We start from the raw sequence: 24,576 nt of genomic DNA, 5'->3' as shown, positions 1-24,576 counted from the left end.
CCACTTGAAGGAGCCGTCATGTCTCGTTGTGCCCACATTTGCCTGATGGCCGATTACAACCAGTGGATGAATGCCAAGGTCTACGCGGCGGCGGCCGGCCTGCCGCCTGCAGAGCTGCAGCGCGAGCGGGGCGCTTTTTTTGGTTCCCTGCTGGCGACCCTGAACCACGTGATGGTGGGCGACACCCTGTGGCTGCAGCGCTACGCGCAGCACCCGGCCGGCTTTCCCCTGCTCGATCCCATCCGCGCCATCACGCCGCCCAGCTCGCTGACACAGCCGCTGTTCGCGGCCGACGATTTTGCCGCCATGCACGCGCACCGGCGATGGCTGGACCAGCTCATCGTCGACTGGGCCGCCTCCATCGCGGAAGCCGACCTCGACCACCTGCTCGATTACCGCAACAGCAAGGGACCGAACCGGCGCGAATTTTTCAGCCTGCTCATGCATTTCTTCAACCACCAGACGCATCACCGGGGACAGGCCAGCACCCTGCTGTCGCAAGCGGGCGTGGACATCGGCGACACGGATTTACTGTTTCGCATCCCCAACCATATCTAGCTGCCGCATGGGCAAGCGATACAGCCACGCCTTGAGCGCGATCAATGCCAGCGCCAGCGCGCCGAGCAGCACGCCGCAGCCGAGCGCCGCCTGCAAGCCGTGGCGGGCGATGGCCACGCCGCCCGCCAGTGCCCCCAGCGTCACGCCCAGGTTGATGGCGGCGATATACACGCCGATGGCGAACGCGGGCGCCTCGCGCGCTTCGCTGCTCAGCCACACTTGCGTGACGATCAGGCCGCTCGTGTGCGCCGCGCCCCAGAACAGCAGCAACACCATCCAGGCGGGCCAGCCGATGTCCGCGCCCGCATAACGGTACAGCAGGCAGTACGCCAGCCCCAGCAGCACGGGCTGCAGCAAGACCGTGCGCAGCACGTGCGTGCCCAGCTGGCGCCCCGCGCACAGATTGCCCGCCACGCCGCCGACGCCAAACACCACCAGCGCCAGCCCCGTCTGGCGCGCCGTCAACAGCGCCACCTGCTGCAGATACGCGGCCGCATACGCATACACGGCAAACATGGCGGCAAACACCAGCACGGCGGCGGCAATCGTCAGCCACAATGCGGGCTTGCGCAGCACGGCCAGCTGGCGGCCGTACGCCAGCGGCGCTTCCCGCGGCGTCTCGGGCAAGAACAGGAACACACCCAGCGCCGCCAGCGCATTGACGAGGGCGCAGGCGAGAAACGATGCCTCATAGCCATATTGCGCGGCGATCCAGGTGGTCAGCGGGATGCCCAGCACCATGCCCATGCTGGTGCCCGTGAATGCATGCGCGCCGGCCCGCGCCGATTGCTGCGGCGGATACAGGGCGGCGGCGGCTACCATGGCCAGCGAGAAATACACGGGATGGAACAGGGCCGGCGCCACGCGCAGCGCCAGCAGCAGCTCGAAACGCGGCGCATGCGCCGACGCCACGCTGGCCAGCGCGAACACCAGCAGGGACACCACCAGCACGCGCTTGCGGCGCCAGCGCGTGGCCAGCAGGACGAGGAAGGGACCGCCCACGGCGATCACCAGCGCGAACAGGCTCACCAGCGCCCCCGCGCGCGCCGCCGTCACATCGAAACGCTGCATGATCATCGGCAAGATGCCGACGACGCCAAACTCGATGCAGTACACGCCAAACAGGCCCAGTGCGAGAAAGACGACCGGATGCGGGCGCGTCATCGCAGCGCTCCGACGCCAGCGTCGTTGCCGCCATAAATGGCCTGGCACAGCGCATCGACAAACGGTCCCGCCATGCCTTCCAGCGCCGTGTTCGTGAACGCCACCACCGACAATTCACGGGCCGGGTCGACAAACCAGGAATGGCCATACGTGCCGCCCATGCGCCAGCTGCCCGCCGCTTCCGGCGTGGCGGCCAGTTGCGCATCGTTGAGCACCGTAAACCCCAGGCCGAAGCCGCGCCCGGGCCAGAACGGCAAGTCGAAACCGCCCGTCTGGCTTTCTCCCATCTGGCGCGCCAGCTCTGGCGGCAACAGCGGCGCGCCGCCCTGGCGCAAGGTTTCCAGCAGGCGCATGAAGTCGGGCGCCGACCCCACCATGCCGGCACCGCCCGATGGATACGCGTGCGCATCGCGGGCGCGCGCCGGCGACAGGGTAAAGCCGGCCATGCCGTCGAGAAACGGCAAATGCTCTTCCCCCGCGTCCAGCAAGCGGCGCGGCTGCGTTTCTCCCGCCGCGCGGTCCGCATACGCCACGGCCAGGCGCGCCGGCTCCGTGGCATGGAAAGCCGTGTCGCGCATGGCCAGCGGCGCCGTCACCAGCGCTGCCACCGCCTGCGCCAGCGGCATGCCGGCCGCCTGCTCGATCACGGCGCCCAGCACATCGGTGGCGATCGAATACGCCCAGCGTTCGCCCGGCGCATATGCGAGCGGCAGCGTGGCCAGGCGGCGCAGGTTCTCCTCCAGTGAAATAGCGGACGCATCCATGCCATCCGAGACGCCCGCCCGCGCATACGCACCGCCCGACGGCTGGAAGAAGCCATAGTCGAGCCCTGCCGTATGCGTGAGCAAGTGCCGCACGGTGATCGCCGCCACCATGCCATCCGGCTGGCGCGGCGCAAAATACGGCAGCCAGCGCACCACCCGGTCGTCCAGCCCCAGGCGATGCTGCCCCACCAGCGCCAGCGCGGCCGTCGAAACGATGGGCTTGCTGACGGACGCCAGGCGGAACAGCGCGTCCTCGCGCATGGGCGTGCCCGCCTCGCGGTCCAGCTGGCCGGCGGCGCGCCGGTAGATTTCCTGGCCACGGTGGCGCACCAGCAGCACGGCGCCCACCAGGCGCTGCTGGCGCAACACGGCATCCAGCAAGGGATCGATACGGGCGGACAGCGCCGCGCAAGAGAAGTCGGGAGTCATACCGCAGCCTTTCAAATGATCAGGCCTCCAGCGTAAGACGGCCTAGATAAAAGAAAAACAGGCTATAGTTTCTGTCTGAGCGGACTCCGACATCCGCAATCAAGGGTGAAAATGGATAATCTGGCGGGATTCACGGCCTTCGTGCAGGCGGCCGAAACGCGCAGTTTTGTGGCGGCGGGCCGCGTGCTCGGCATTTCCGCCTCGGCCATCGGCAAGAGCATCGCGCGGCTGGAAGAGCGCCTCGGCGTGCGCCTGTTTCACCGCAGCACGCGCAGCATCGCGCTGACCAGCGAAGGCACGGTATTTCTCGAACGCTGCCGGCGCATCCTGGGCGAGATCGAGGCGGCCGAGCAGGAATTGTCGAACAGCAAGAGTGCGCCCCGGGGCCGCCTGCGCGTCAGCCTGCCGCAGGTGGGCAGCCTGCTCAACCCCGTGCTGGCCGCGTTCGCGCGCGCCTATCCGCAGGTGGAACTCGACCTCGATTTCAGCGACCGCCGGGTCGATGTGATCGAGGAAGGCTATGACGCCGTCGTGCGCGCGGGCGAAAGCGCCGACAGCCGCCTGATGAGCCGCCAGCTGGGCCAGTTCCAGCTGCAACTGGTGGCGGCACCCGCCTACCTGGCGCAGCACGGCACGCCAGCCGTGCCCGCCGAGCTGGCCCGTCACACGTGCCTGCTGTACAAGTTTCCCAGCAGCGGCAAGGTCGAGGCCTGGCCCCTGGCCGAATGGCCGGCCCTGCACGCGGCCGGCTTGCCGGTGCTGCTGAACTGCAACAATGTCGATACCCTGCTGCACTTTGCCGAAAGCGGCCTGGGCATCGCCGCCCTGCCCGACTTTGCCGTGCGCGCGGCACTCGGCGCGGGCCGCCTGCATGCCGTGCTGGGCGCACACCGCCAGCACGACGGCGCCTTCCGCATCCTGTGGCCCAGCAGCCGCCACCTGACGCCAAAGCTGCGCGCCTTCATCGATTTCCTCGCCACCCGCGTCTTTCCGGACGCCTGACTGGCCGCCAGCCGGCGCGCTCGTTGTTTCCACACGACAACTTATTTCATTTGCTGCCAATTCTTTAATTTTTCGCTAACTTGATACAATTATTTGTATTGCCGTGTGGAATTTTGAGGAACAATTACAGGCTCGCCGTCTTACGTATAAACCCGTAGCCTTGGCCTGTCCGACGTTTCCTCTTACTTCAGAAACACGAAAGCAATCATGTCACTCACACACTATAAAATCGGCACCCGGCTCGGGATCGGGTTTGCTGTCGTCCTCGGCTTGCTGGTAGCCGTCTTGCTCGTCGGCCTGTATTCGATGGCGCAACTGAGCGAGCGCACGCATGACATCGTTGCCGACAAAAACGTCAAGATGGCGGCGGCCAATACCATGAGCGACAACGTGCGCAACATTACCCTCGCCATCACCAGCGTCGTGGTGGCGCCGACGGAAGCGCTGGTGCAGGCGGAACTGGCGAAGATCGGCGAAGCGCGCAAGAAATACGGCGCCGCCAAGGAAACCCTGCAAAAGAAAATTGCGACGGACAAGGAAACGGCGCTGATGGCCGAACTGGACGCGGCCCTGAAATCGGGCGCGCCGCTGAACAACAAGGTCATCGAGCTGCGCAATGCGGGCCAGACGGAAGAAGCGATCGCCGCGCTGACGCAGCAGGCGGCGCCCAGCCTGAAACGCGTGCTGTCGGCGCTCGACAGCCTCGTCGCGTACGAGGGCGAGCAGGCGGCACAGGCGGCGGCCGACGCGGAAGCGCTGAGCGTCAGCGCGCGCGCCTTCATGATCACCCTGGGCAGCGTGGCCGTGCTGCTGGGCGCCTTTGTCGCCTGGATCATCACGCGCTCGATCACCCGTCCCATCAATGCGGCAGTGGCCGTGGCCGAAACCGTGGCCTCGGGCGACCTGTCGTCGCACATCGTCGTCAATTCCACCGATGAAACGGGCCGCCTGCTGGGCGCCCTGAAAGCCATGAACGACAGCCTGCTGGGCGTGGTGGCGCAAGTGCGCCATGGCACGGACGCCATCGCCACGGCGTCGAGCGAAATTGCCGCCGGCAACCTCGACCTGTCTTCCCGCACGGAAGAGCAAGCCAGTTCGCTGGAAGAAACGGCGTCGTCGATGGAAGAACTGACCTCGACCGTGAAACAGAATGCGGACAATGCGCGCCAGGCCAACCAGCTGGCGAAAAGCGCGTCGGAAGTGGCCATGCGCGGCGGCAGCATCGTCTCGCAAGTGGTCGACACCATGGGCACCATCAACGAGTCGTCGCGCAAGATCGTCGACATCATCGCCGTCATCGACGGCATCGCCTTCCAGACCAACATCCTGGCCTTGAACGCGGCCGTCGAAGCGGCGCGCGCCGGCGAACAGGGCCGTGGCTTCGCCGTCGTCGCCACCGAGGTGCGCAACCTGGCGCACCGGTCGGCCTCGGCCGCCAAGGAAATCAAGGAACTGATCGCCGCTTCCGTCGCCAACGTGGACACGGGTTCGCGCCTCGTCAATGAAGCGGGCCAGACCATGGGCGACATCGTCGACAGCATCGTGCGCGTGACCGACATCATGGGCGAAATCACTTCCGCCACGCACGAACAGACGATAGGCATCGAACAGATCAACATGGCCATCGCCCAGATGGATGAAGTGACGCAGCAAAACGCCGCCCTCGTGGAAGAAGCGGCCGCCGCTTCGCAAAGCATGCAGGAACAGGCGGGTGAACTGGCGCACGTGGTGGGCTTCTTTAAAACGGGCAACCATGTCGCCAGCGTAAGCAAACTCAGCCCTGTGCGCACAGCCGCGGCAGCGGCAAAAATCGCGCCGCCGGCGGCCAGGCCCGCGCCCGCGCGCAAGGCGATCCCGGCCGCGCCAGCGCGCCGCAGCAATGCCGCCGCCGAGAGCGAATGGGAAGAGTTTTAACGAGTAGCAACATCCTCGCTACGGGAAAGCCAGGCAGGAAGTTGCTGCCTGGCTTTTTTTCGTCTGCTAATACCACTTTTTTTGCGGCAAAGGCCGCGCAATAGGCAAAAGTGCAAAACGTGCACCGCGCATACGCTTTACAATCCTCGCTCGCTTTACAAAATATTGGTCATCATGAATCAGGCAGAACAGCAGCGCCTCCTGGCTATCCTGGAGTATTGGCACAAGATCGAATTCTTTATCCCGTTTGACCTGAATCAAATCACGGAAGTTGAAGACCAGTCCACCGTGCGTCTCCTTCACCGCGAACAGCTGGCGCAGTTGCCGCCGCAGTTCGCCACGCAATGGCAAGTGCCGTCCGACCGCGAAATCGACGGTTTCCAGCTCTTCCTCGGCGTGTTCGACAAGGCGGAAATCAACAAGGCCTGTCCGCCTTCGGGCGGTCCGGAAAATATCGCCGAAACGGAAAAAACAGAGCTGAACGGACGCTCGTGCTTTGCCCGCCTGAGCCTCAATGCGCTGGGCGAGCCGCAGTTCGACCCCGTCTCCATTTCCACGCTGCCGTGGGCGCTGGGGCGCGCCCGCACGCCGGACTGGTCCGGCCTGAGCCTGGACGCCTTCAGCGACAGCCAGCTGGCGCTGCAAGACCGCCTGCGCAACTTCGCGGCCAGCCGCGCTGCCCAGCAAATCACGGACGAGGCGGGCAATGTATCGTCGCCGCTGTCCGGCATGGACATCGCGGCGCTGGCCGACCTGCTGATGGACTGGGCCAACTTCCACCCATCCGCCGCCCAGCCCTTGGCCGTGCTGCAAGTGCGCACGCGCAAGAAACGCCCCGCCGGCGACGCGCTCGACGCCACGGAAGCGAGCGCCAACCGCACCCTGGACTTTGGCGACGCGGTGGAGCCGTCCATCGATATCCTCAACAGTTTTTACCTCGATGACCTCGAGCACATCATCCGCACCTTGCGCGGCGGCAAGCTGCCTGCCACCGTGGCCGCCTACCTGACGCCGCTGGCGCAGGACGAGCGCATCGACCTGTACAGCCCGGCCGGACGCGAGGCGCTGGCCGCCATGCTCAATCCGGCCAATATGAACCGCGGCCACTGGCTGGAAGACGCCAGCTACGCCATGAGCCTGATGCAGCAGTTCGCCATCCACGGCGCGCGCACGGGCTTGAGCGAACGCGGCATCTTTTCCGTCAACGGCCCGCCGGGCACCGGCAAGACGACCTTGCTGCGCGAATTGTTCGCCGACAACATCGTGCGCCGCGCCAGCGTGCTGTCCTGCCTGGACCGCGCCGCCGACGCCTTCATCGGCAAGGTGGCCGTGGCCTTCGAAGGCGTGCGCGATCCGATCACCATCGCCCGCTTGCGGCCGGAACTGACGGGCTTTGAAATGGTCGTCGCCTCGTCGAACAATGCGGCCGTGGAAAACATTTCCGGCGACTTGCCGAAACCGAAACAGCTGGGCAAGGAATGGGCGCGCACGCGTTACTTTGAAAGCGTGGCGCGCCGCGTCGTGGCCGACGGCAATGGCGCCAATCGCCCCCTGACCGAGGAAGAAGCGCCGTGGGGCTTGATGTCGTGTGCGCTGGGCAATAGCGCGAATCGCCGCCGCTTCGTCAGCAATTTCTATGACGACGACTGGGACAAGAATACGCCGCGCAAGACGCCGAACGCGCAGAATATCCGCCAGTGGCTGGCCAGCTACCAGGGCGTCAGCTTCGCCCAGGCGGCGCGCGAATTTCGCGAGACGGAACACGTGGTGGAAAAGGCACTGGCCGAGCACGCCCAGTACGCGGCCCTGTGGCAAGCCGTGGGCACGTGCACGGAAGCGCAATTCATCGACAGCAGCCAGCAGGCGCTGATTGCGGCAGAGCAAGAGATGGATGGGGCGAATGGCGCCCTGGCCACCGCGCTGGCGCAGCAGGACACCTTGCTCGCCAGCAAGAAGGAATTGCTGGAAGAGGAACGCCTGGTGGCCCTGACGCAGCCGGGCTTTTTCGCCCGCTTGTTCCGTACGGCACCGGCGCGCGCCTACAAGGAGGCCGTCGTCGCCAACGCCGAGGCGCAGCGCCAGGCCGCGCGCGACGTCTCCGCCATCAAGCTGCTGCTGAAAGGCGAACTGGAGCCGCGCTGCGAGCGCGCCCGCAACAGCCTGCATATCGCCCTGCGCACGGCGCAGTCGCGCCAGCGCGAATGGGACGACAGCACGGAACTGCTGCGCCGCGCGCGCATGCGCTTCCCCACCATCGTCGCGCCCGCTACCCTGGAGGAGCTCGATGGCGAGGCGCTGCAAATTGGCGGCCTGTGGCATGAACCGGCGCTGGCCCGCTTGCGCTCGCGCCTGTTCGCCAAGGCCCTGGCCCTGCATGAAGCATGGCTGGCGGAAGTGGCGAAGAAGGGCGGACCTGGCTTTGGCGGCAACTTGCTGGCCGTGTCGAAATTGCTGAAAAACAAGCGCGCCTATGAGCAGTCGCACATCGCCATGGTATGGCACAGCCTGTTCATGGTCGTGCCCGTCGTATCGACGACGTTCGCCTCGTTCGCGCGTCAGTTCCAGGGCATGGGTCCCGAATCGCTGGGCTGGCTGTTCATCGATGAAGCGGGCCAGGCGCCGCCACAGGCGGCGCTGGGCAGCCTGTGGCGCGCCAAGCGTGCCGTCGTCGTCGGCGACCCGCTGCAGATCGAACCCATCTTCACGGTGCCGGGCCGCCTGGTGCAGACCTTGTCCGCCCTGTCGCCGCATACGCAGGACGGCAGCTACGCACCGACCTCCGTTTCCGTGCAAACCCTGGCCGACCGCGCCAACCGCTATGGCGTGACGGTGGCAGCCAGCAGCGAACGGCCGTTGTGGATAGGCAGCCCACTGCGCGTGCACCGCCGCTGCGTGGAACCGATGTTTTCGCTGGCCAATAGCATCGCCTATGAAGACAAGATGGTCTATGGCTTGAGCGAACGCACGCCGCCAGCCGGCGCGCGCGGACTCACGCGTGGTCCCAGCCGCTGGATCGATGCCGCCGGTCCCGTCAGCTACAAGCAGGTGGTGCCCGTGCAGCTCGATTTCGTGCTGGAAGTGCTGCTGAAACTGTATCGCCGCGACGGCAAGCTGCCCGAGATGTATGTCATTACGCCCTTCAAGGCCGTGCGCAACGAATTGCGTTCGCGCATCATGGACCTGGACTGGGACCGCCGCCTCGGCTACGGCAAGGCGCCCACGGCGCGCGAACTGCGCCAGTGGAGCAGCCAGATGGTGGGCACCGTGCACACCTTCCAGGGCAAGGAACAAAGCGTGGTGATGCTGGTCCTCGGCGCCGATGACAGCACGGCCGGCGCCGCGCAGTGGGCGGCCGCCACGCCGAATTTGCTCAACGTGGCCCTGACGCGCGCCCAGCATCATGTGTACATCGTCGGCAACCCCTTGCTGTGGGGACAGTTGCCGCATTTTGCGCCCGCCTGCGCGCAATTGCCGCATACGGGCATGCATGAGTTCTTGGTGGAGATGGGTTGACGTCACCTGGCCATGCCTTCCTGCGTAGGTCCGATTAGCGCGGCAACGCTGCGCGTAATCCGATATCTGCGCTACCGCCAACACTGCGTCGGATGACGGCCCTTGGCCTCATCCGACCTGCGCGCTGCACTACTGGAGCGGGAAATCCAAGGTAAACGTCGTGGCCGCCGCATCCGATGCCACCGTCGCGCTGCCGCCATGCAACTGCATGATGGCCGTGACGATGGCCAGGCCCAGGCCCGTGGAAGCGGCCGAATCGCTGCGGGCCGGGTCGGCGCGGTAAAAGCGTTCGAACAGGTGTGGCAGGTGGCGCGCGGGGATGGCGGGACCGAGATTGCTCACGCTCAGCTCCACGCCCTCGCGCGTCGCGTGCGAACGCAGCAAGATCGTGCTGCCCGGCGCCGCGTGGCGGATCGCGTTCGACAGCAAGTTGCCCAGCGCGCGGCGCAGCAGTTGCGGCTCCGCCGTCACCGTGCCGCTGCCGTGGCAAGCCAGCGCCAGCCCCCGCTCCTCGGCCAGGCCTTCAAAGAAATCGGCCAGGCGCAGGAACTCGTCCTGCACCGGCAAGGCTTGCTTGACCAGCACCACCTCTTCCTGCTGCGCGCGCGCCAGGAACAGCATGCTGTCGATCATGCGCGACAGCCGTTCCAGTTCTTCCACATTCGACGACACCAGCTGTTCATAGTCCTGCGCGCTGCGCGGACGGGCCAGCATCACCTGGCTTTGTCCCAGCAGATTGGTGACGGGCGTGCGGAATTCATGCGCAAGATCGGCGGAAAACTGCGACAGCCGCGCATACCCTTCCTGCAGCCGCGCCAGCATGGCATTGAGCCCATGGATCAACGGCAGCAACTCCGTCGGCGCGCCGCGCGCCTCGAGCTGCTGCCCCAGCTTGCCAGGCCGCACGAGCGCCGCATGGGCGGCGATATTGCGCAGCGGCCGCAAGCCGCGCAACAGCATCACGCTCGCCAGCAAGGCCGCCACCAGCGCGCTGACGGCTACCGACACGACGATCTGCCAGCGGTAGGCGGCAAACATGACGCTGCGGTCGCCATAGACCCTGGCGATGGAAATATCGGCCATCTGCGCCGGATCGCCGATGCGCGCGCTGGCCGCCACGACCCGCGCCGGATAGCCGTCGCGGCTGGTCCAGCTGACAATCGCGCTGGCCGTCACTGGCGCATCGACGGCCACGGGAACAGCATGCGCGACGTTCTCGCCATACGGATTGACATCGATCAAACGCGTGCCATCGGCGCGCACGATGCGCACGAGCGAATTCTCTTGCCCACTCATGGTGTCGCGAAAATACTGGGGCCGCTCGCGGATGATGTCCAGGGTGCCCGCATTGCCCAGCAACTGCTGGATTTGCCGCAATTTTCCCAGCAATAAAATATCGTCGCGGCGCTCGATTTCCGCCACGAATGAACGGTACAGATGCATGCCCAGGCCGGCCGACACGAGCGCCACAATGAGCACGAACACGAGCGTGACGCGCAGGGTCAGCGAGCGGCGTAGCTGCGCCAGCTTCATGGGGCGGCGCCGCTGTCAGAAACCGTGGGCGCGCGCAATTCGCAGACATACCCCATGCCGCGCAGGGTGTGGATCAGCTTGGGTTCGAACGGGTCGTCGAGCTTGCTGCGCAGGCGGCGGATGGCCGCGTCGATGACATTCGTGTCGCTCTCGAAATGGATGTCCCATACTTGCGCGGCGATGATGGAGCGCGACAGCACTTCACCCTGGCGCCGCGCCAGCAGGTGCAGCAGGCCGAATTCCTTGGCCGTCAGGGTGATGCGCTGGCCCTGCCGGCTGACCTTGCGCTTCATCACGTCGATTTCCATGTCGCCGATGCGGATCACCTCGTCCTCGCGGGGCGGGCCGCGGCGCAGCAGGGTGCGGATGCGCGCCACCAATTCGGCAAACGCGAACGGCTTCACCAGGTAATCGTCGGCGCCCAGCTCCAGCCCTTTCACGCGGTCCTGCACCTCGTCGCGCGCCGTGAGGAAGATCACGGGCACGTCGGCGCCGCCTTCCTGCAGGCGCAGCGCGCGCAGCACTTGCCAGCCATCCATGATCGGCAGCATGACGTCAAGCACGATGAGGTCGGGCGCCTGCGTGCCGGCCATGTGCAGGCCGTCGCGGCCGTTGCGCGCCAGGCTCACCGTGAAGCCCGACTCGGCCAAGCCGCGCAGCAGATAGTCGCCCGTCTTCGGTTCGTCTTCGATTACCAGGATGCGCATGGCCGCTTTCGTCAGGGGGAATGCCCCATTTTACGCCCGCCAACCGGCCGCGAAGATGATAAAAATGTCAGCTGACGGTTTTTGCCGTCTGGCCGAACAGCACGCTTTTCGCGTCACCGCTGACGGTCGGCTGCACATTGATCTCGGCGGCGCGGGCATACGCGCGCACGGTGGCCGGGCGGGCCGCAATCGCCGCGAACCAGCGCGCCAGATGCGGGAACTCGTCCAGGTTCTGGCGCTGGCGCGCGTGCGGCACGATCCACGGATAGATCGCCATGTCGGCGATGGAATAGCTGTCGCCGGCGACGAAGGCGCGGTCGGCCAGGCGCTTGTTCAGCACGCCATATAGACGGTTCGTCTCATTCACATAGCGCGTGATCGCGTACTCGATGGGTTCGGGCGCGTATTGCACGAAATGGTGGTTCTGCCCGGCCATGGGTCCCAGTCCGCCCATCTGCCAGAACAGCCACTGCATGACCTCGGCGCGGCCGCGCACGTCGTCCGGCAGGAATTGCCCGCTTTTCTCGGCCAGGTATTGCAGGATGGCGCCCGACTCGAACAGCGACAGCGGCGCGCCGCCATCGGCCGGCGCCTGGTCGACGATGGCGGGAATCCGGTTGTTCGGCGCGATGGCGAGAAACTCGGGCTGGAACTGCTCGCCCTTGCCGATATGCACGGGAATGATGTTGTAGGGGATGCCCGCTTCTTCCAGGAACATCGTCACTTTGTGCCCGTTGGGCGTGGTCCAGTAATACAGGTCGATCATCGCGGTCTTTCCAGGTCGGTGGGATGGGACAGGCGCGGTAGGACGATAGTCGCGCTATTGTCGCGCCGCAACTGGTGTGCATGGATATAATGCCACGTCAGCGAAAAACAAGATGGCGGGCGCGCCCCGGAGCGATAGAGCAAGCGCCCACTCTCGCCATTGCCATTATTTTTCGCCATTCCTGGGAACCATCAACGAAAGCCGACCATGCGCAAACTCCTGATCGTCATGCTGTCCGTCCTGCTGTCAGGCTGTGTCCAGGACTTCGCCATCTATATGTTCGATGGCCACGACCATTCCCTGACCGTGCGCCGCCAGCAAAGTTACTTTTGGCAAGATACGGTGGAAGTGCAGCTGATGGCCACCAATCTGCCGCACTGCCAGCGCCTGCACACCCTGTCGACGGACGCGCCCGCCGACATCAAGGTCGAGCTGTTTGCGGCCGGCGAAGGCGTGTGGAATATCCGCATGGGCAAGCAGCTGTGGCAGGCGGAAACGAATACCTGCAATAGCCTGACGGAAATGGAAAACGACCCGAAAGCCGACCTGGGCCAGCCGGTCGGGCAATTCGTGGTCGTCGATGACCAGCTGACATTCGAACCGGCGCCGCAAGCGGCAGCGCCCGCCCAGTAAGACCTTAGCGCGCCGCCAGGCTGCGCAGCGGCTTTTTCGCCACGGCGCGCGGCGCGGCGGCAGTAGCGGCCAGACGCGGCGCCGTCCCCTGTTCCTGCGCCGACAGTTTGAAGCGCGCCACCAGCTGCGCCAGCACGGCCGCCTGGTCCTGCATGCTGGACGCCGCAGCCGCCGCCTCTTCCACGAGGGCCGCATTTTGCTGCGTCACGCTATCCATCTCCGTGATCGCCTGGTTGACGTGGCCGATGCCCGTGCTTTGCTCATGCGAGGCGGCCGTGATGTCGGCCATGATGTCGGTCACGCGCGAGACGCTGGCCACCACCTGATCCATGGTCGTGCCCGCCTGTGCGACGAGCGTGCTGCCGGCCGCGATGCTGTCGACGGAAGCGCCGATCAGTTCCTTGATTTCCTTGGCCGCGCTCGCCGAGCGCTGGGCCAGGTTGCGCACTTCCGAAGCAACGACGGCGAAGCCGCGCCCCTGCTCGCCGGCGCGCGCCGCTTCCACGGCCGCGTTCAGGGCGAGGATATTCGTCTGGAAGGCGATGCCGTCGATGACGCCGATGATGTCGACGATCTTGCGCGACGACGCGTTGATGGTATCCATGGTGCCGATCACTTGCGCCACCACGGCGCCGCCCTGGCGCGCCACTTTCGAGGCCGACTGCGCCAGCTCATTGGCCTGCACGGCGTTGCCCGTGTTTTGCGACACGGTCGACGTCAGCTCCTCCATCGAGGCGGCCGTTTCTTCCAGCGAACTGGCCTGCATTTCCGTGCGCGCCGACAAGTCCATATTGCCGCTGGCAATCTCGCTCGACGCCGTGGCGATGGTTTCGGCGCTGTGGCGGATTTCGCTGATCGCATCGACCAGGTTGGCCTGCATGGTCTTCATCGCGTACAGCACGCTGTGGCGGTCGCTGGCATGCGTGCGCACGCTGCCGCTCAAGTCGTTGTTGGCGATCTTTTCCGCCACTTCGGCCGCGTATTCCGGGTCGCCGCCCAGCGCATGGCGCAGGCTGCGGTTGATGACCACGACGACGGCCGCCAGCAGCGCGCACACCAGCAGCAGCACGCCCAGCGAAGTGAGCAGCGACTGGCGGAAGGCGGCGTCGATATCGTCCATGTACACGCCCACGACGAGGGTCCAGGCCCACGGCTTGTAGGCCACCACGCGGCTCATCTTCGGTTCCGGGGTTTTCTGTCCGGGACGGGGGAAATAATAGTGGACGAAGCCCTTGCCCGCATCGCTCTTGCCGACGGCGACGATGTCGCGGTACAGATAGGTGCCGTTGGCATCCTTGAAGTCCGACATGTTCTTGCCATTCGTTTGCGGCGCGGCGGGATTCATCACCACCACGGCATCGAGGTTGATGATGGACAAATAACCGGTGTCGCCGAAACGCATGCTCTTGATGACGGCGGTGGCCTGCTTCTGCGCCTCTTCCTTGCTCAGCGCACCGCTGGCGGCCAGCTCGCCGAACATCTTCACGGCGCCCAGGCCCAGGTCGGCGGCATTGCTCAAGTCGGCGCTACGCTCCTCGATACGGATCTTGCGGATCTCCAGGGCGTTGTACACAAAAATAACCGTAATGCACAGCAAGCTGCAAATCAGGGGAATCCATAACTTCTGCTGGAACGTCAATTTCTTCATGCGGTGTCTCCAACTGTGTGTGCGGCGAAGGGGGCGTGCCCGCTTCCAGCTCTGCGGCCAGGAATGCGGCGGCGACGGTGCTCTGGCGGCACCGTTCAGACGACTCCAGCATACGCTTGAACTACCGATATTTACAATGCCATACAGCAATTTTTAGCGCAGTGTTGTTAATGCGATGCGACAAGACATGTTGCGTCGCAATAAAACTGCGGCAAGCGCCCGTCGCTCTTTTCCGCTACAGTCACAGCACCTTCCCCACTGCACAAGGAGCAGCATGTCGACTACCTTGACCTGGCAAGGCTTTGCCATCCTGTCGGCCGTGTTCGCGGCCATGACGGCCATCCTGGGCAAGCTGGGCGTCGCTGAGATGAACAGCAACATGGCCACCCTGATACGCACGGGCGTCATCCTGCTGGTAACGGCGGCCATCATCTCGCTGCGCTCGGAATGGCAGCGCCCGGGCGGCGGCAACTGGGTGGGCTGGACGTGCCTGATCGCGTCGGGGGTCGCCACGGGCCTGTCGTGGCTCTGCTATTTCCGCGCGCTGCAACTGGGCCCCGTCTCGCTGGTGGCGCCCGTCGACAAGCTCAGCGTGGCGCTGGTGATGCTGGCCGGCTGGCTCGTGCTGGGCGAGCCGTTCACCCTGAAGGCGGCCATCGGTGGCGGCTTGATCGTGCTCGGCTCGCTGATTTTGCTGCTGTGAAGCGATACGCGGCACGCGGCGGCGCGCCTGTGTCAGAATGCACGCCGGATAGATCGAATCACGAAAGAACAGCATGACCAAGAATGAAGCCATGAAACGCATCAATGACCGCCTGGGCAAGCCCACCCTGACGGACAAGAACACGCACTTTGCCAGCGTCGCCAGCTATGGCACGGACGAGGGCTGGTGGTTGAAGATTCCCTTCCTCACCTTCAAGCAGGAATTGCACTTCATCCTCAACAACGAGAAGACGAAGAGCTTCCAGCACCTGAAAATCGGCGCCAACCAGATCCTCAGCCCCGGCATGAAATTCCGCAGCACGGGCGGCGCGGCCGACGCCTTCATGTCGGCCTCGGCGCCGAAGCGCCTGGTCGACTTGCTCGATGGCGGCAGCAAGTACAACTTCACCAAGCATTTCATCAACGACTACCGCTACTAAAACACCTGACCAAACCTACTGCGCGGCGCGCTTTGCGGCCTGCGATGCTCACCGTACTAGAAGTACGGTTGCGCTTCTGAGCCACAAATCACTGCCGCTCGCTACGGTTTTGTCAGGTGCTCTTGAGTTTGTCAGCCCTCCCTTGGCGGCAGCCACGCCTTGAGCAAATGCTGGGCGATGTCGAGCGCGTCGTCGCGGCTGGTGCCGAAATGCAGGGGATAGCCCCAGAACTTGCCGAACATCACGGCGAAGGCCTTGCCGGCCAGACGCTTGGCCGCGCTCGGTTCGACCAGCACCATGCCCTGGATGTAGGCGCGGATGGCCGCCTTGTTCTGCTTCATCCACAGTGCAGCCCGCTTGCGCTCCTCCTGCGGGTGTTCATGCCCATCCTCGTCAAAGCCTTCCTCGCTGAGGATGACAAATGCTTGCCGGCGCGCCAGCAGCGCGTCGAACTGGGCGAACAGGATATCGGGCTGGGCGGGCGCTGCCGCGCGGCGCATCCAGACGAGGGGGAAAGTGGATAGATCAAGCTGCATGGTGATGACTCCTTCAATGGGGGTTGCCGTTCCTCCTTACCTTCATCAGAACACTGGCGGCGGCGGTTGCCGTTGAAGCGGGGCTGCGGATCAGCACACGATACCGGTGGCGCGGTCGGACGTCATTGCATAAAATAGCCACAATATTATTCAATCCAGCCAAAGCCCCTGCCATGCCCCATCCCCTCCTGCCCAGCATGCTCTCCGCCCAGCTGGGCCTTGACGCCACCGCTTCCCTCATGGATTTCGACGTCGATGGCGTGCTGCGTCCGCTGCTGGCCGTGGGCCTGGCCAGCGTGCGCGAGGAATGGGAGCAGGCGCCGCACCAGCACCGCAAGGGACAGCTGCTGTACGCCACGCGCGGCGTCATCCATTGCGAGGTAGACAGCGGGGTATGGATCGTGCCGCCCCAGTGCGCCGTATGGATACCGGGCGGCCTGATGCATGCGGCACAGGGCGTGGGCGAGGCCGAGTGCTATTGCCTGTTTGTCGAGCCGGCCATGGCGCCCGCCTTGCCCGCCGTCTGCTGCACCCTGGCCGTCTCGCCGCTGCTGCGCGAACTGATCGCCAAGGCGGCCGGCTTTCCCACCCTGTATGCGCTGCATGGCGCGCAGGAACGCCTGGTGGCCACCCTGCTCGATGAATTGGCGGCCGCCCCCGTGGAAGACTTGCACCTGCCGATGCCGCGCGATGCGCGCCTGCGCCGCCTGGCCGCCCTGCTGCTGGCGCAGCCGGCCGACAAGAGCACCTTGGCCGAGTGGGCCAAACGCATCGGCATGAGCGAGCGCAGCATGACCCGGCAGGCGTTGGAAGAGATCGGCATGAGCGTGGGCCGCTGGCGCCGGCAACTGCACGTCATCGTGGCCCTGCAGCGCCTGGCGGTGGGACACAGCGTGAAAGCGGTGGCGCTGGAACTCGGCTATGAAAACACCAGCGGTTTTGTCACCATGTTCCGCAAGGCCGTGGGCAAGCCGCCGGCGCGCTACCTGGCCGAAAGGGAATCAAAAGGGAAATAAAAAAGGCGGCATCGCGCCGCCTTCCTCATGCATCTTCGGCGAAAATCAGGTTTCGCGCGCCAACGCCAGGAATTCCGTGCGCAGCGCCAGATTCGGCTGCATCTCGCCCAGCATGGCCGAGGTGATGGTTTCCTCGCCCGGCGTGCGGATGCCGCGGCTTTCCATGCACAGGTGGCGGCAGCGTACGACCACACCCACCGATTTCGGTTCCAGCACGTCCATCAGCGCGTTGGCGATCTGCATCGTCATGCGTTCCTGCACTTGCAGGCGCTTGGAGAAGCAGTCGACGAGGCGCGTCAGTTTCGACAGGCCGACGATCTTGCCGTTCGGCACGTAACCGATGGTGGCCTTGCCGAAGAACGGCGCCAGGTGATGTTCGCAATGGCTGTAGACGGGGATGCCGCGCACGACGATCAGCTCGTTGTACTGTTCCGCACCATCTTCAAAAGCCTTCAGCAAGTCGACCGGATCCTGGCCATAGCCGGAAGTCCAGTGCTTCCAGGCCTTGGTCACGCGCGCCGGCGTTTCCAGCAAGCCAGGACGCTGCGGGTCTTCGCCAAAGCTGCTGATCAGCCGGCGCCAGTCGTTTTCGGAGAATTCTTGAGACATGCTAAAACACCCTAAAATTTGCAATTGCCGCCAGTATATAGAAAATGTGACAGGCTGCCCCGACAGCCATTGCTTTTACTCTGGCGCCGGCGGCCGGTGGGCCCGCACCAGCAACGCGGATATCGATACGCTGGACGTCGCTTCCGGCCACGCATCGCCGGGACCGAACCAGCGCGCCTCGGCGATCTCGTCCTCGTCCAGGCGGATGTCGCCATCGAGGTAATCGGCCGTAAACGCGATCATCAGCGAATGGGGAAATGGCCACGATTGGCTCATGAAATACTGCAAGTTATGCACGCGCAGCCCCACCTCTTCCATCACTTCGCGGTGCACGGCTTCCTCGATCGATTCGCCCGCTTCCAGGAAACCGGCCAGCGGGCTGAAACGCTGCGATGGCGAATGCCTGTGCATGGCCAGCAGCACCTGCTCGCCCTTGCGGATCAGCACCATCATGGCCGGCGAAATGCGCGGATACGCGAGCATGCCGCAGGCGGCGCATTGGAAGCAGCGCTCGCCGCGCGCGCGCTGCATGGGCGTGGCGCAGACGCCGCAATAACGGTGCGTGCGTGCCCATTCGGCCAGTTGCGCGGCGCGGCTGGCCAGGCCCAGGAAACCATCGTCGACGGCATTGAACAGCGAGCGCAAGCCATGCCAGGCCACGCCGCCATCGAGGGGCAAGGCATCGTCGTCGCGCCAGACGGTCTGGCAATAACGGCCCTGCCACACGCCCACAGGCTGGGCCTGGCTCAGGTCGATATCGAGCGCGGCCACCTCGGCCTGCGTCGGCAAGGCCAGTTCCGGCGTGCGCAGCAGCACGCGCCCGCGATGAAAGACAAACGTCAGCGTCTCGGCGGCGGCGGGCGCCGGTTCGGGCACATCGATCAGGGGGACAAAAGCGTCGGGAGTATGGAGCATGCTTGGCGGAAATTTGTAAAGGTTGCTCATCATACTCCCGCTCCCGGACGCCTGCGCGCATAGCAGCGGCTGGGCAGCAAAGCAAGCATTCATGCGGCATCACAGTGTTTTTTTCCTGGCACATTCAATTCGTTGCGTAAACGAGACTGATAACGATTCTCATTTACGAAATAGCGCCCAATTATTACAATGTCACACAACCCGTTTCCCCAGCCAGCCACTTGCCCGCGTGCAATAGCACTGTGCGCAGCGCCAGCCAGGAACCACTACCCTGACCTTATCGAGAGAGCAAGATGGCAATCAAGAGCCGCAAACACGTCCAATCCCGTTTCAACCAGCATATCGGCGCCGCCCTGGCCGTGATGCTGCTGCCCGTTGCCGCCCAGGCTGCCGACCCGGCCGGCCAGAGCGTCCCGGCATCGCAGCAAACCCTGAACGAAGTCAAGGTCGTGGGTTCCAAGGAAAATGATTTCAAGGCCGAAAAAGCCTCGTCGCCGAAATACACGGAAGAACTGGTCAACACGCCGCAAACCATCGTCGTGATCAAGAAGGAATTGATCGAACAGCAAGGCGCGCTGACCCTGACGGAAGCGCTGCGCAACACGCCGGGCGTCGGTACTTTTTTCCTTGGTGAAAACGGCAACACGAACACGGGCGACGCCGTCTACATGCGCGGCTTCGATTCGTCGGGCAGCATCTATGTCGATGGCGTGCGCGACGTCGGCTCGATCTCGCGCGACGTCTTCAACATCGAACAGATCGACGTGCTGAAGGGCCCGGCGGGCACGGACAGCGGCCGCGGTTCGCCGACAGGCTCGATCAACCTGGTCAGCAAGACGGCCACCATGGAAAACAAATTCAATTCCCTGCTGACGGCCGGCAGCGGCAAGCAGAAACGCGCCACGGCCGACTGGAACCGCGTCCTCGACAGCGATTCGGGCACGGCATTGCGCCTGAACCTGATGACGCAGGACAGCGGCAACCCGGCGCGCGATGAAGTCACGAACAAGCGCTGGGCCTTCGCCCCCACCGTCACCTTCGGCATCGGCAAGCCGACGCGCATCACGGCCAGCTATTTGCACGTCGACCAGGACAACGTGCCCGACGGCGGCGTGCCGACCATCGGCTTGCCCGGCTATTCGACGCCGGACGTCGCCACGAAGGAGAAGCCGGTCATCCGTACCTACCTGAACAGCGCCGCCAGGGTCGATCCAAAGAATTTCTACGGCTCCACCTCGGACTACGACAAGGTCAAGGCCGACATGGGCACCTTGCGCATCGACCATGATTTCTCGCCGACCGTGCAGCTCCAGAACACCACGCGCTACGGCAAGACCAAGCAGGACTACCTGCTGACGGCCTTCATGGCCAATACCGCCAACCTGAATACGGAAACGAACGGGGCGGTAAAAGACAACCCTGCGACCTGGACCCTGGCGCGCTCGCTGCGCACCGTGAAGGACCAGGAAAACACGATCTTGACCAACCAGACCGTGGTCAGCGCGCAATTCGACACGGGCGTGCTCAAGCACTCCCTGGTGGCCGGCGCCGAGTTCACCAGCGAAAAGCAGACCAACTACAGCTATGTGCCAGCCACCCTGGGCACCTTGCCGGCAGCGAACCTGTACCATCCGAACCCGCGCGACCCCGTCACCGGCTACAACCCCGTGCGCAGCGGCGCCTTCACGGAAGGCGAAGTCAACACGCAAAGCCTGTATGTGTTCGACACCATCAAGTTCGGCGACAAGTGGCTGTTCAACGGCGGCGTGCGGTTCGACCATTTCAACACCACGTATGACGCCGTCACGCTGCAAACGGCCGTGGCCCAGGGCCAGGTGCAAAAGCTGCCAGTGGGCACGCCCATCCCCACCCACCTGACCCTGAGCGACACCTTGGCCAACGGCAAGATCTCGGCCATGTACAAACCGACGCCGGACAGCAGCGTGTATGCCTTGCTGGCCACGTCGAAAGCGCCACCGGGCGTCAACTTCGCCCTGAGCACAGGCGCCAGCAGCGCGCAAAACCCGAGCTACGATCCGCAGGAAACGCTCACCAAGGAAATCGGCACCAAGTGGGACTTCCTGAAGCAAAAACTGTCGTTCTCGGCCGCCGTCTACCAGACCACCGTCAAGAATGAAGTGGAACAGGATCCCGTCATCCCCACCATTTATTACCAGACCGGTAAAAAACGCGTGGAAGGGCTGGAACTGGGCGTGGTGGGCGAAATCATGCATAACTGGCTGGTCAGCGCAGGCTATACGCGCATGAATACCAAGGTCGAGTCGGGCAAGGTCGTCACGGCCAGCGGCATCAACAACCTCAGCTACACGCCCAAGCAGGCGTTCACCAGCTGGACTTCGTACACCCTGCCGTTCGGCCTGAAGATCGGCGGCGGTGCCCGTTACGTCGGTGAAATGCTGCGCGGCACCGATGGCGCCGTCGGCACACCGGCACGCGTCGATTCCTACTGGGTCTTCGACGCCATGGCGACGTATCCGGTCAACAAGAACCTCGACCTGCAGCTGAACGCCTACAACCTGGCCGACAAAACCTATGTGGCGGCCATCAACAAGTCCGGCTTCCGCTACACGCCAAGCCAGCCGCGTTCGTTCAGCCTGACGGCGAATATCAAGTTCTGAGTAATGTTCGTGAAATCATGACAAGCGGAGGCTCTGCGAGGGGCCCGCTGCCAGCAGCGGGCAACATCGCAGAGCGCCGCGTATAGAAGTCGGAAATCGCAGCAAGATATTGCAGCTTACCTGAGTCGACAGAACAGGTATTGCGCGCGACAGCAGCCCCTCTTCGGAGGGGCTTTTTTATTGTCCTGATAATCTTGTCTTTTTCGCGCAACGGCGCCCTGCCACGACTAGCGTATGAAAAGTCATACAGCGATCGCCTCCCCCGTCCAATATTTCGCGCAGTGCGGCAATATAGCAACATTCTTGAATTTAAATAAGTTCTATAAATCAATAACTTATGAAAGGTTCTGTCGAAAAAGCATTTCAGGCATATCCTTTGCTATGTACAGGTTTTGCTGCAAATAATCGCCAGCATGCAAGGGCTTGTTTTTGAGAAATATTGACTCCAAGCTTGAGTTGCTCGCTATCAATAATCCGCTCACAGCGGCGCTTCATTTGGAGGAGTCAAAATGAAAAAGAAACGGCCATTAACCCTGTACATCCTGATTGCCATGATCCTCGGCATCGCCGTCGGCTATGGATGCAACACCGCCTTCCCTGATGCCAAAGTCAGCGCCCAGATCGCTGGCAATATCTCCATCGTCACCGACGTCTTCCTGCGCCTGATCAAGATGATCATCGCGCTGCTGGTGTTCTCCACGCTGACGGTCGGCATCGCCCACATGGGCGACGGCAAGACGGCGGGCCGTATCGGCCTGAAAGCCATGTGCTGGTTCGTCGTCGCCTCGCTCGTGTCGCTGGCGCTGGGCATGGTGCTGTCGAACCTGATGCAGCTCGGCACCAACCTGGGCTTGCCATTGCCGGATATCCACGCCTCGACCAACTTGAAGACGGCCGCCTTTACCTTGAAGGATTTCTTCACGCATCTGGTGCCGAAATCGCCGATCGAGGCCATGGCCAACAATGAAATCCTGCAAGTGCTGGTGTTTTCCATCTTCTTTGGCGGCGCACTGGCCGGCCTGGGCGAGTCGGGCAAGACCCTGACGGCCGTCGTCGACCAGCTGGCGCAAGTCATGCTGCGCATCACCGGCACCATCATGAACCTGGCCCCGCTGGCCGTGTTTGCCGCCATGGCGTCCGTCATCACCACCCATGGCCTGGGCGTGCTGGTCACGTTCGCCAAATTCATGGGCGGTTTCTACCTGGGCCTGATGTGCCTGTGGGCACTGCTGATCGCCGCCGGCTTCCTCGTCATCGGCCCGCGCGTCTTCAAGCTGGTCGGCCTGATCCGCGAACCGTTCCTGCTGGCATTCTCGACGGCCAGCTCGGAAGCGGCCTATCCAAAACTGCTGACGGCGCTCGACCAGTTCGGCGTGGACCGCAAGATTTCCAGCTTCGTGCTGCCGATGGGCTACTCCTTCAACCTCGATGGCTCGATGATGTACTGCACCTTCGCCGTGCTGTTCATCGCCCAGGCCTACGGCATCGACCTGTCGATCGGCACGCAGATCACCATGCTGCTGCTGCTGATGCTGACCTCGAAGGGCATGGCCGGCGTGCCGCGCGCCTCGCTGGTGGTGATTGCCGCTACCCTGAACCAGTTCAATATTCCGGAAGCGGGCCTGCTGCTGCTGATGGGCGTCGACCAGTTCCTCGACATGGGCCGTTCGGCCACCAACGCGGTCGGCAATGCCGTCGCCACGGCCGTCGTTGCCAAGTGGGAAGGTGGCCTGGCCACGGAAGAAGAAGCGGCGGCCGCCAACGCGGCCAACCAGAATACGGAAAGCCATTGGGGCGAAGCGGACCACGCTAGCAAGGCCTGATAGCGCCATGGCCCGCCACAAGCGGGCCATTTATTTGTTTTCAATGTTGAGTAACAAGCAGTCAGGTAGTGCGATCAGTAGTTATCCCCCTTACTAGAGAGATTCTCATGAAAAAAGTCCTGTTTACCCTGCTGGCCCTTGGTGCAGCTTCCGGCGGCGCGCTGGCCCAATCGAGCGTGACCATCTATGGCGTGGCCGATGCCGGCCTGGTGTTCGACAAGGACGCGGCCGGCGACCGCCTGAACCGCGTCGCTTCCGGCGTCGCCTCCGGCTCGCGCATCGGCTTCAAGGGCAAGGAAGACCTGGGCGGCGGCATGTACGCCAATTTCGTGCTGGAAAGCGGTTTCAATATCGATACCGGCACCTCGGGCCAGGGCGGCTTGCTGTTCGGCCGCCAGGCGTATGTCGGCCTGTCCGGCAGCGCCGGCGCCGTCACCCTGGGCCGCCAGTACTCGCCGTACTACCTGGCCCTGCGCGACGTGGCCGACCCCTTCGTCATCGGCCTGGCCGGCACGGCATCGAACCTGATGGCAACGAATATCCGCGTCGACAACATGATGCAATACACCACGCCAAGCTGGAGCCACCTGTCGGCCGACCTGGCCTACGGTTTCGGCGAAGTGGCGGGCGACAATGCGAAAAACCGCAGCATGGGCGGCGCCGTGCACTACATCGATGGCCCGCTGAACGTGACGCTCACGCATCACCGCAAGGAAAATGCGCTGGCGACACAGCAAACGCGCAACACCCTGCTGGCCGCGCGCTATGACTTCGGCGTCCTGCAAGGCAACTTCGGCTACGCGGACAACCGCGCCCTCGACGACAGCAAGAGCAACGACATCCTGGTCGGCTTCAGTGCCCCGTTCGGCGCCACCAAGCTGGTCGCGTCGTATATCCGTCACAACGACAAGAGCAACCTGAACCGTGACGCCCAGCAGTGGGCCATCGGCGCCTACTACGCCCTGTCCAAGCGCAGCGACCTGTACACCGGTTATGGCCACATCAGCAACAAGAACGGCGCCACCTTTGTCGTCGGCAATGCCACCGACAATGGCACCGGCAACAGCGGTTTCAACTTGGGCATGCGCCACACGTTCTAAGGACGTCGGCAAAATCTGCTGCGCGGCGCGCTTTGCGGCCGGCGATGCTCACCGTACTCGAGTACGGTTGCGTATCTCAGCCACAACTCACTGCCGCTCGCGACGATTTTGTCGGACGTCGAGAGGTCCGTGAAATAACAGCGTGAGCCGCCGGATGCACATCCG

20 protein-coding genes are annotated in these 24,576 nt (G+C 63.9%); 11 read left to right on the top strand and 9 right to left on the bottom strand.

Going from position 1 to position 24,576, the window contains the following annotated elements:
• The first annotated feature begins 18 nt into the window (after window positions 1-18).
• Window positions 19-558: a DinB family protein gene (locus YQ44_RS27880; RefSeq protein WP_071326136.1), complete on the top strand. Its 540-nt coding sequence runs from the start codon at window positions 19-21 to the stop codon at window positions 556-558.
• Here the strand turns inward: YQ44_RS27880 and YQ44_RS27875 are convergent.
• Window positions 529-1,722, bottom strand: a complete 1,194-nt coding sequence (locus tag YQ44_RS27875) for an MFS transporter (protein ID WP_071326135.1) — start codon at window positions 1,720-1,722, stop codon at window positions 529-531. The two genes, YQ44_RS27880 and YQ44_RS27875, sit on opposite strands and share 30 nt — an antisense overlap.
• The gene (locus tag YQ44_RS27870; RefSeq protein ID WP_071326134.1) at window positions 1,719-2,915 is read right to left on the bottom strand and encodes a serine hydrolase domain-containing protein; all 1,197 of its coding nucleotides are present in this window, start codon (window positions 2,913-2,915) and stop codon (window positions 1,719-1,721) included. The genes YQ44_RS27875 and YQ44_RS27870 overlap by 4 nt, the downstream gene beginning before the upstream one ends.
• A gap of 111 nt (window positions 2,916-3,026) precedes the next feature.
• Here YQ44_RS27870 and YQ44_RS27865 point away from each other — a divergent pair, with 111 nt between their 5' ends.
• The 3 genes from YQ44_RS27865 (at window position 3,027) to YQ44_RS27855 (ending at window position 9,344) form a co-directional block, all read left to right on the top strand.
• Entirely contained in the window at window positions 3,027-3,917 is an 891-nt protein-coding gene (locus YQ44_RS27865) for a LysR family transcriptional regulator (RefSeq protein ID WP_071326133.1), read from the top strand.
• 207 nt (window positions 3,918-4,124) lie between these two features.
• On the top strand, window positions 4,125-5,831 hold the full coding sequence (locus tag YQ44_RS27860) for a methyl-accepting chemotaxis protein (protein WP_071326132.1): 1,707 nt from the start codon (window positions 4,125-4,127) through the stop codon (window positions 5,829-5,831).
• A 174-nt stretch (window positions 5,832-6,005) separates the two neighbouring features.
• Entirely contained in the window at window positions 6,006-9,344 is a 3,339-nt protein-coding gene (locus tag YQ44_RS27855; RefSeq protein WP_232251012.1) for a DEAD/DEAH box helicase, read from the top strand.
• 129 nt (window positions 9,345-9,473) lie between these two features.
• Here YQ44_RS27855 and YQ44_RS27850 read toward each other — a convergent pair whose 3' ends face one another.
• The 3 genes from YQ44_RS27850 to YQ44_RS27840 all read right to left on the bottom strand — a co-directional run bounded on the left by YQ44_RS27850 (window position 9,474) and on the right by YQ44_RS27840 (window position 12,350).
• The gene (locus YQ44_RS27850; protein WP_071326130.1) at window positions 9,474-10,877 is read right to left on the bottom strand and encodes a heavy metal sensor histidine kinase; all 1,404 of its coding nucleotides are present in this window, start codon (window positions 10,875-10,877) and stop codon (window positions 9,474-9,476) included.
• Window positions 10,874-11,584, bottom strand: a complete 711-nt coding sequence (locus tag YQ44_RS27845) for a heavy metal response regulator transcription factor (RefSeq protein ID WP_071326129.1) — start codon at window positions 11,582-11,584, stop codon at window positions 10,874-10,876. The genes YQ44_RS27850 and YQ44_RS27845 overlap by 4 nt, the downstream gene beginning before the upstream one ends.
• A 67-nt stretch (window positions 11,585-11,651) precedes the next feature.
• A complete protein-coding gene (locus tag YQ44_RS27840) occupies window positions 11,652-12,350 on the bottom strand; it encodes a glutathione binding-like protein (protein ID WP_071326128.1) in 699 nt (232 codons plus the stop codon).
• A 207-nt stretch (window positions 12,351-12,557) separates the two neighbouring features.
• Here YQ44_RS27840 and YQ44_RS27835 point away from each other — a divergent pair, with 207 nt between their 5' ends.
• Entirely contained in the window at window positions 12,558-12,983 is a 426-nt protein-coding gene (locus tag YQ44_RS27835) for a hypothetical protein (protein ID WP_071326127.1), read from the top strand.
• Window positions 12,984-12,987: 4 nt separating this feature from the next.
• On the opposite strand, the gene YQ44_RS27830 is transcribed toward YQ44_RS27835, so the two are convergent.
• Window positions 12,988-14,631, bottom strand: a complete 1,644-nt coding sequence (locus tag YQ44_RS27830) for a methyl-accepting chemotaxis protein (protein WP_071326126.1) — start codon at window positions 14,629-14,631, stop codon at window positions 12,988-12,990.
• A gap of 274 nt (window positions 14,632-14,905) precedes the next feature.
• On the opposite strand from YQ44_RS27830, the gene YQ44_RS27825 reads away from it, so the two are divergent.
• Both YQ44_RS27825 and YQ44_RS27820 read left to right on the top strand, forming a co-directional pair.
• Window positions 14,906-15,334 (top strand): EamA family transporter, encoded by a 429-nt coding sequence (locus tag YQ44_RS27825; protein ID WP_071326125.1) that lies wholly within the window; start codon window positions 14,906-14,908, stop codon window positions 15,332-15,334.
• A gap of 73 nt (window positions 15,335-15,407) precedes the next feature.
• Window positions 15,408-15,773, top strand: coding sequence for a hypothetical protein (locus YQ44_RS27820; protein WP_046683244.1), 366 nt, complete (start codon window positions 15,408-15,410; stop codon window positions 15,771-15,773).
• 131 nt (window positions 15,774-15,904) lie between these two features.
• On the opposite strand, the gene YQ44_RS27815 is transcribed toward YQ44_RS27820, so the two are convergent.
• Entirely contained in the window at window positions 15,905-16,309 is a 405-nt protein-coding gene (locus YQ44_RS27815; RefSeq protein ID WP_071326124.1) for a hypothetical protein, read from the bottom strand.
• A gap of 197 nt (window positions 16,310-16,506) precedes the next feature.
• On the opposite strand from YQ44_RS27815, the gene YQ44_RS27810 reads away from it, so the two are divergent.
• A complete protein-coding gene (locus YQ44_RS27810) occupies window positions 16,507-17,325 on the top strand; it encodes an AraC family transcriptional regulator (RefSeq protein WP_071326798.1) in 819 nt (272 codons plus the stop codon).
• A 45-nt stretch (window positions 17,326-17,370) separates the two neighbouring features.
• Here the strand turns inward: YQ44_RS27810 and folE are convergent, their stop codons facing one another.
• Window positions 17,371-17,934, bottom strand: a complete 564-nt coding sequence (gene folE, locus YQ44_RS27805; RefSeq protein WP_071326123.1) for a GTP cyclohydrolase I FolE — start codon at window positions 17,932-17,934, stop codon at window positions 17,371-17,373.
• 75 nt (window positions 17,935-18,009) lie between these two features.
• Window positions 18,010-18,849 carry an NAD(+) diphosphatase gene (gene nudC, locus YQ44_RS27800; RefSeq protein ID WP_083412201.1) on the bottom strand — a complete coding sequence of 280 codons (840 nt, stop codon included), beginning with the start codon at window positions 18,847-18,849 and terminating at the stop codon, window positions 18,010-18,012.
• A gap of 293 nt (window positions 18,850-19,142) precedes the next feature.
• Between nudC and YQ44_RS27795 the strand changes: the two genes are divergently transcribed.
• The 3 genes from YQ44_RS27795 to YQ44_RS27785 all read left to right on the top strand — a co-directional run bounded on the left by YQ44_RS27795 (window position 19,143) and on the right by YQ44_RS27785 (window position 24,411).
• A complete protein-coding gene (locus YQ44_RS27795; protein ID WP_071326122.1) occupies window positions 19,143-21,488 on the top strand; it encodes a catecholate siderophore receptor Fiu in 2,346 nt (781 codons plus the stop codon).
• A gap of 509 nt (window positions 21,489-21,997) precedes the next feature.
• Window positions 21,998-23,311, top strand: coding sequence for a dicarboxylate/amino acid:cation symporter (locus YQ44_RS27790; RefSeq protein ID WP_071326121.1), 1,314 nt, complete (start codon window positions 21,998-22,000; stop codon window positions 23,309-23,311).
• Between the two features lie 107 nt (window positions 23,312-23,418).
• Window positions 23,419-24,411 carry a porin gene (locus YQ44_RS27785; RefSeq protein ID WP_071326120.1) on the top strand — a complete coding sequence of 331 codons (993 nt, stop codon included), beginning with the start codon at window positions 23,419-23,421 and terminating at the stop codon, window positions 24,409-24,411.
• The last annotated feature ends 165 nt before the right edge of the window (window positions 24,412-24,576 follow it).

This window comes from Janthinobacterium sp. 1_2014MBL_MicDiv (assembly GCF_001865675.1).
In the GTDB taxonomy this organism is placed as follows: Bacteria; Pseudomonadota; Gammaproteobacteria; order Burkholderiales; family Burkholderiaceae_D; genus Janthinobacterium.
The sequence above is the reverse complement of the archived record's forward strand: the minus strand, read 5'-3'. Positions and strand labels throughout refer to the sequence as shown.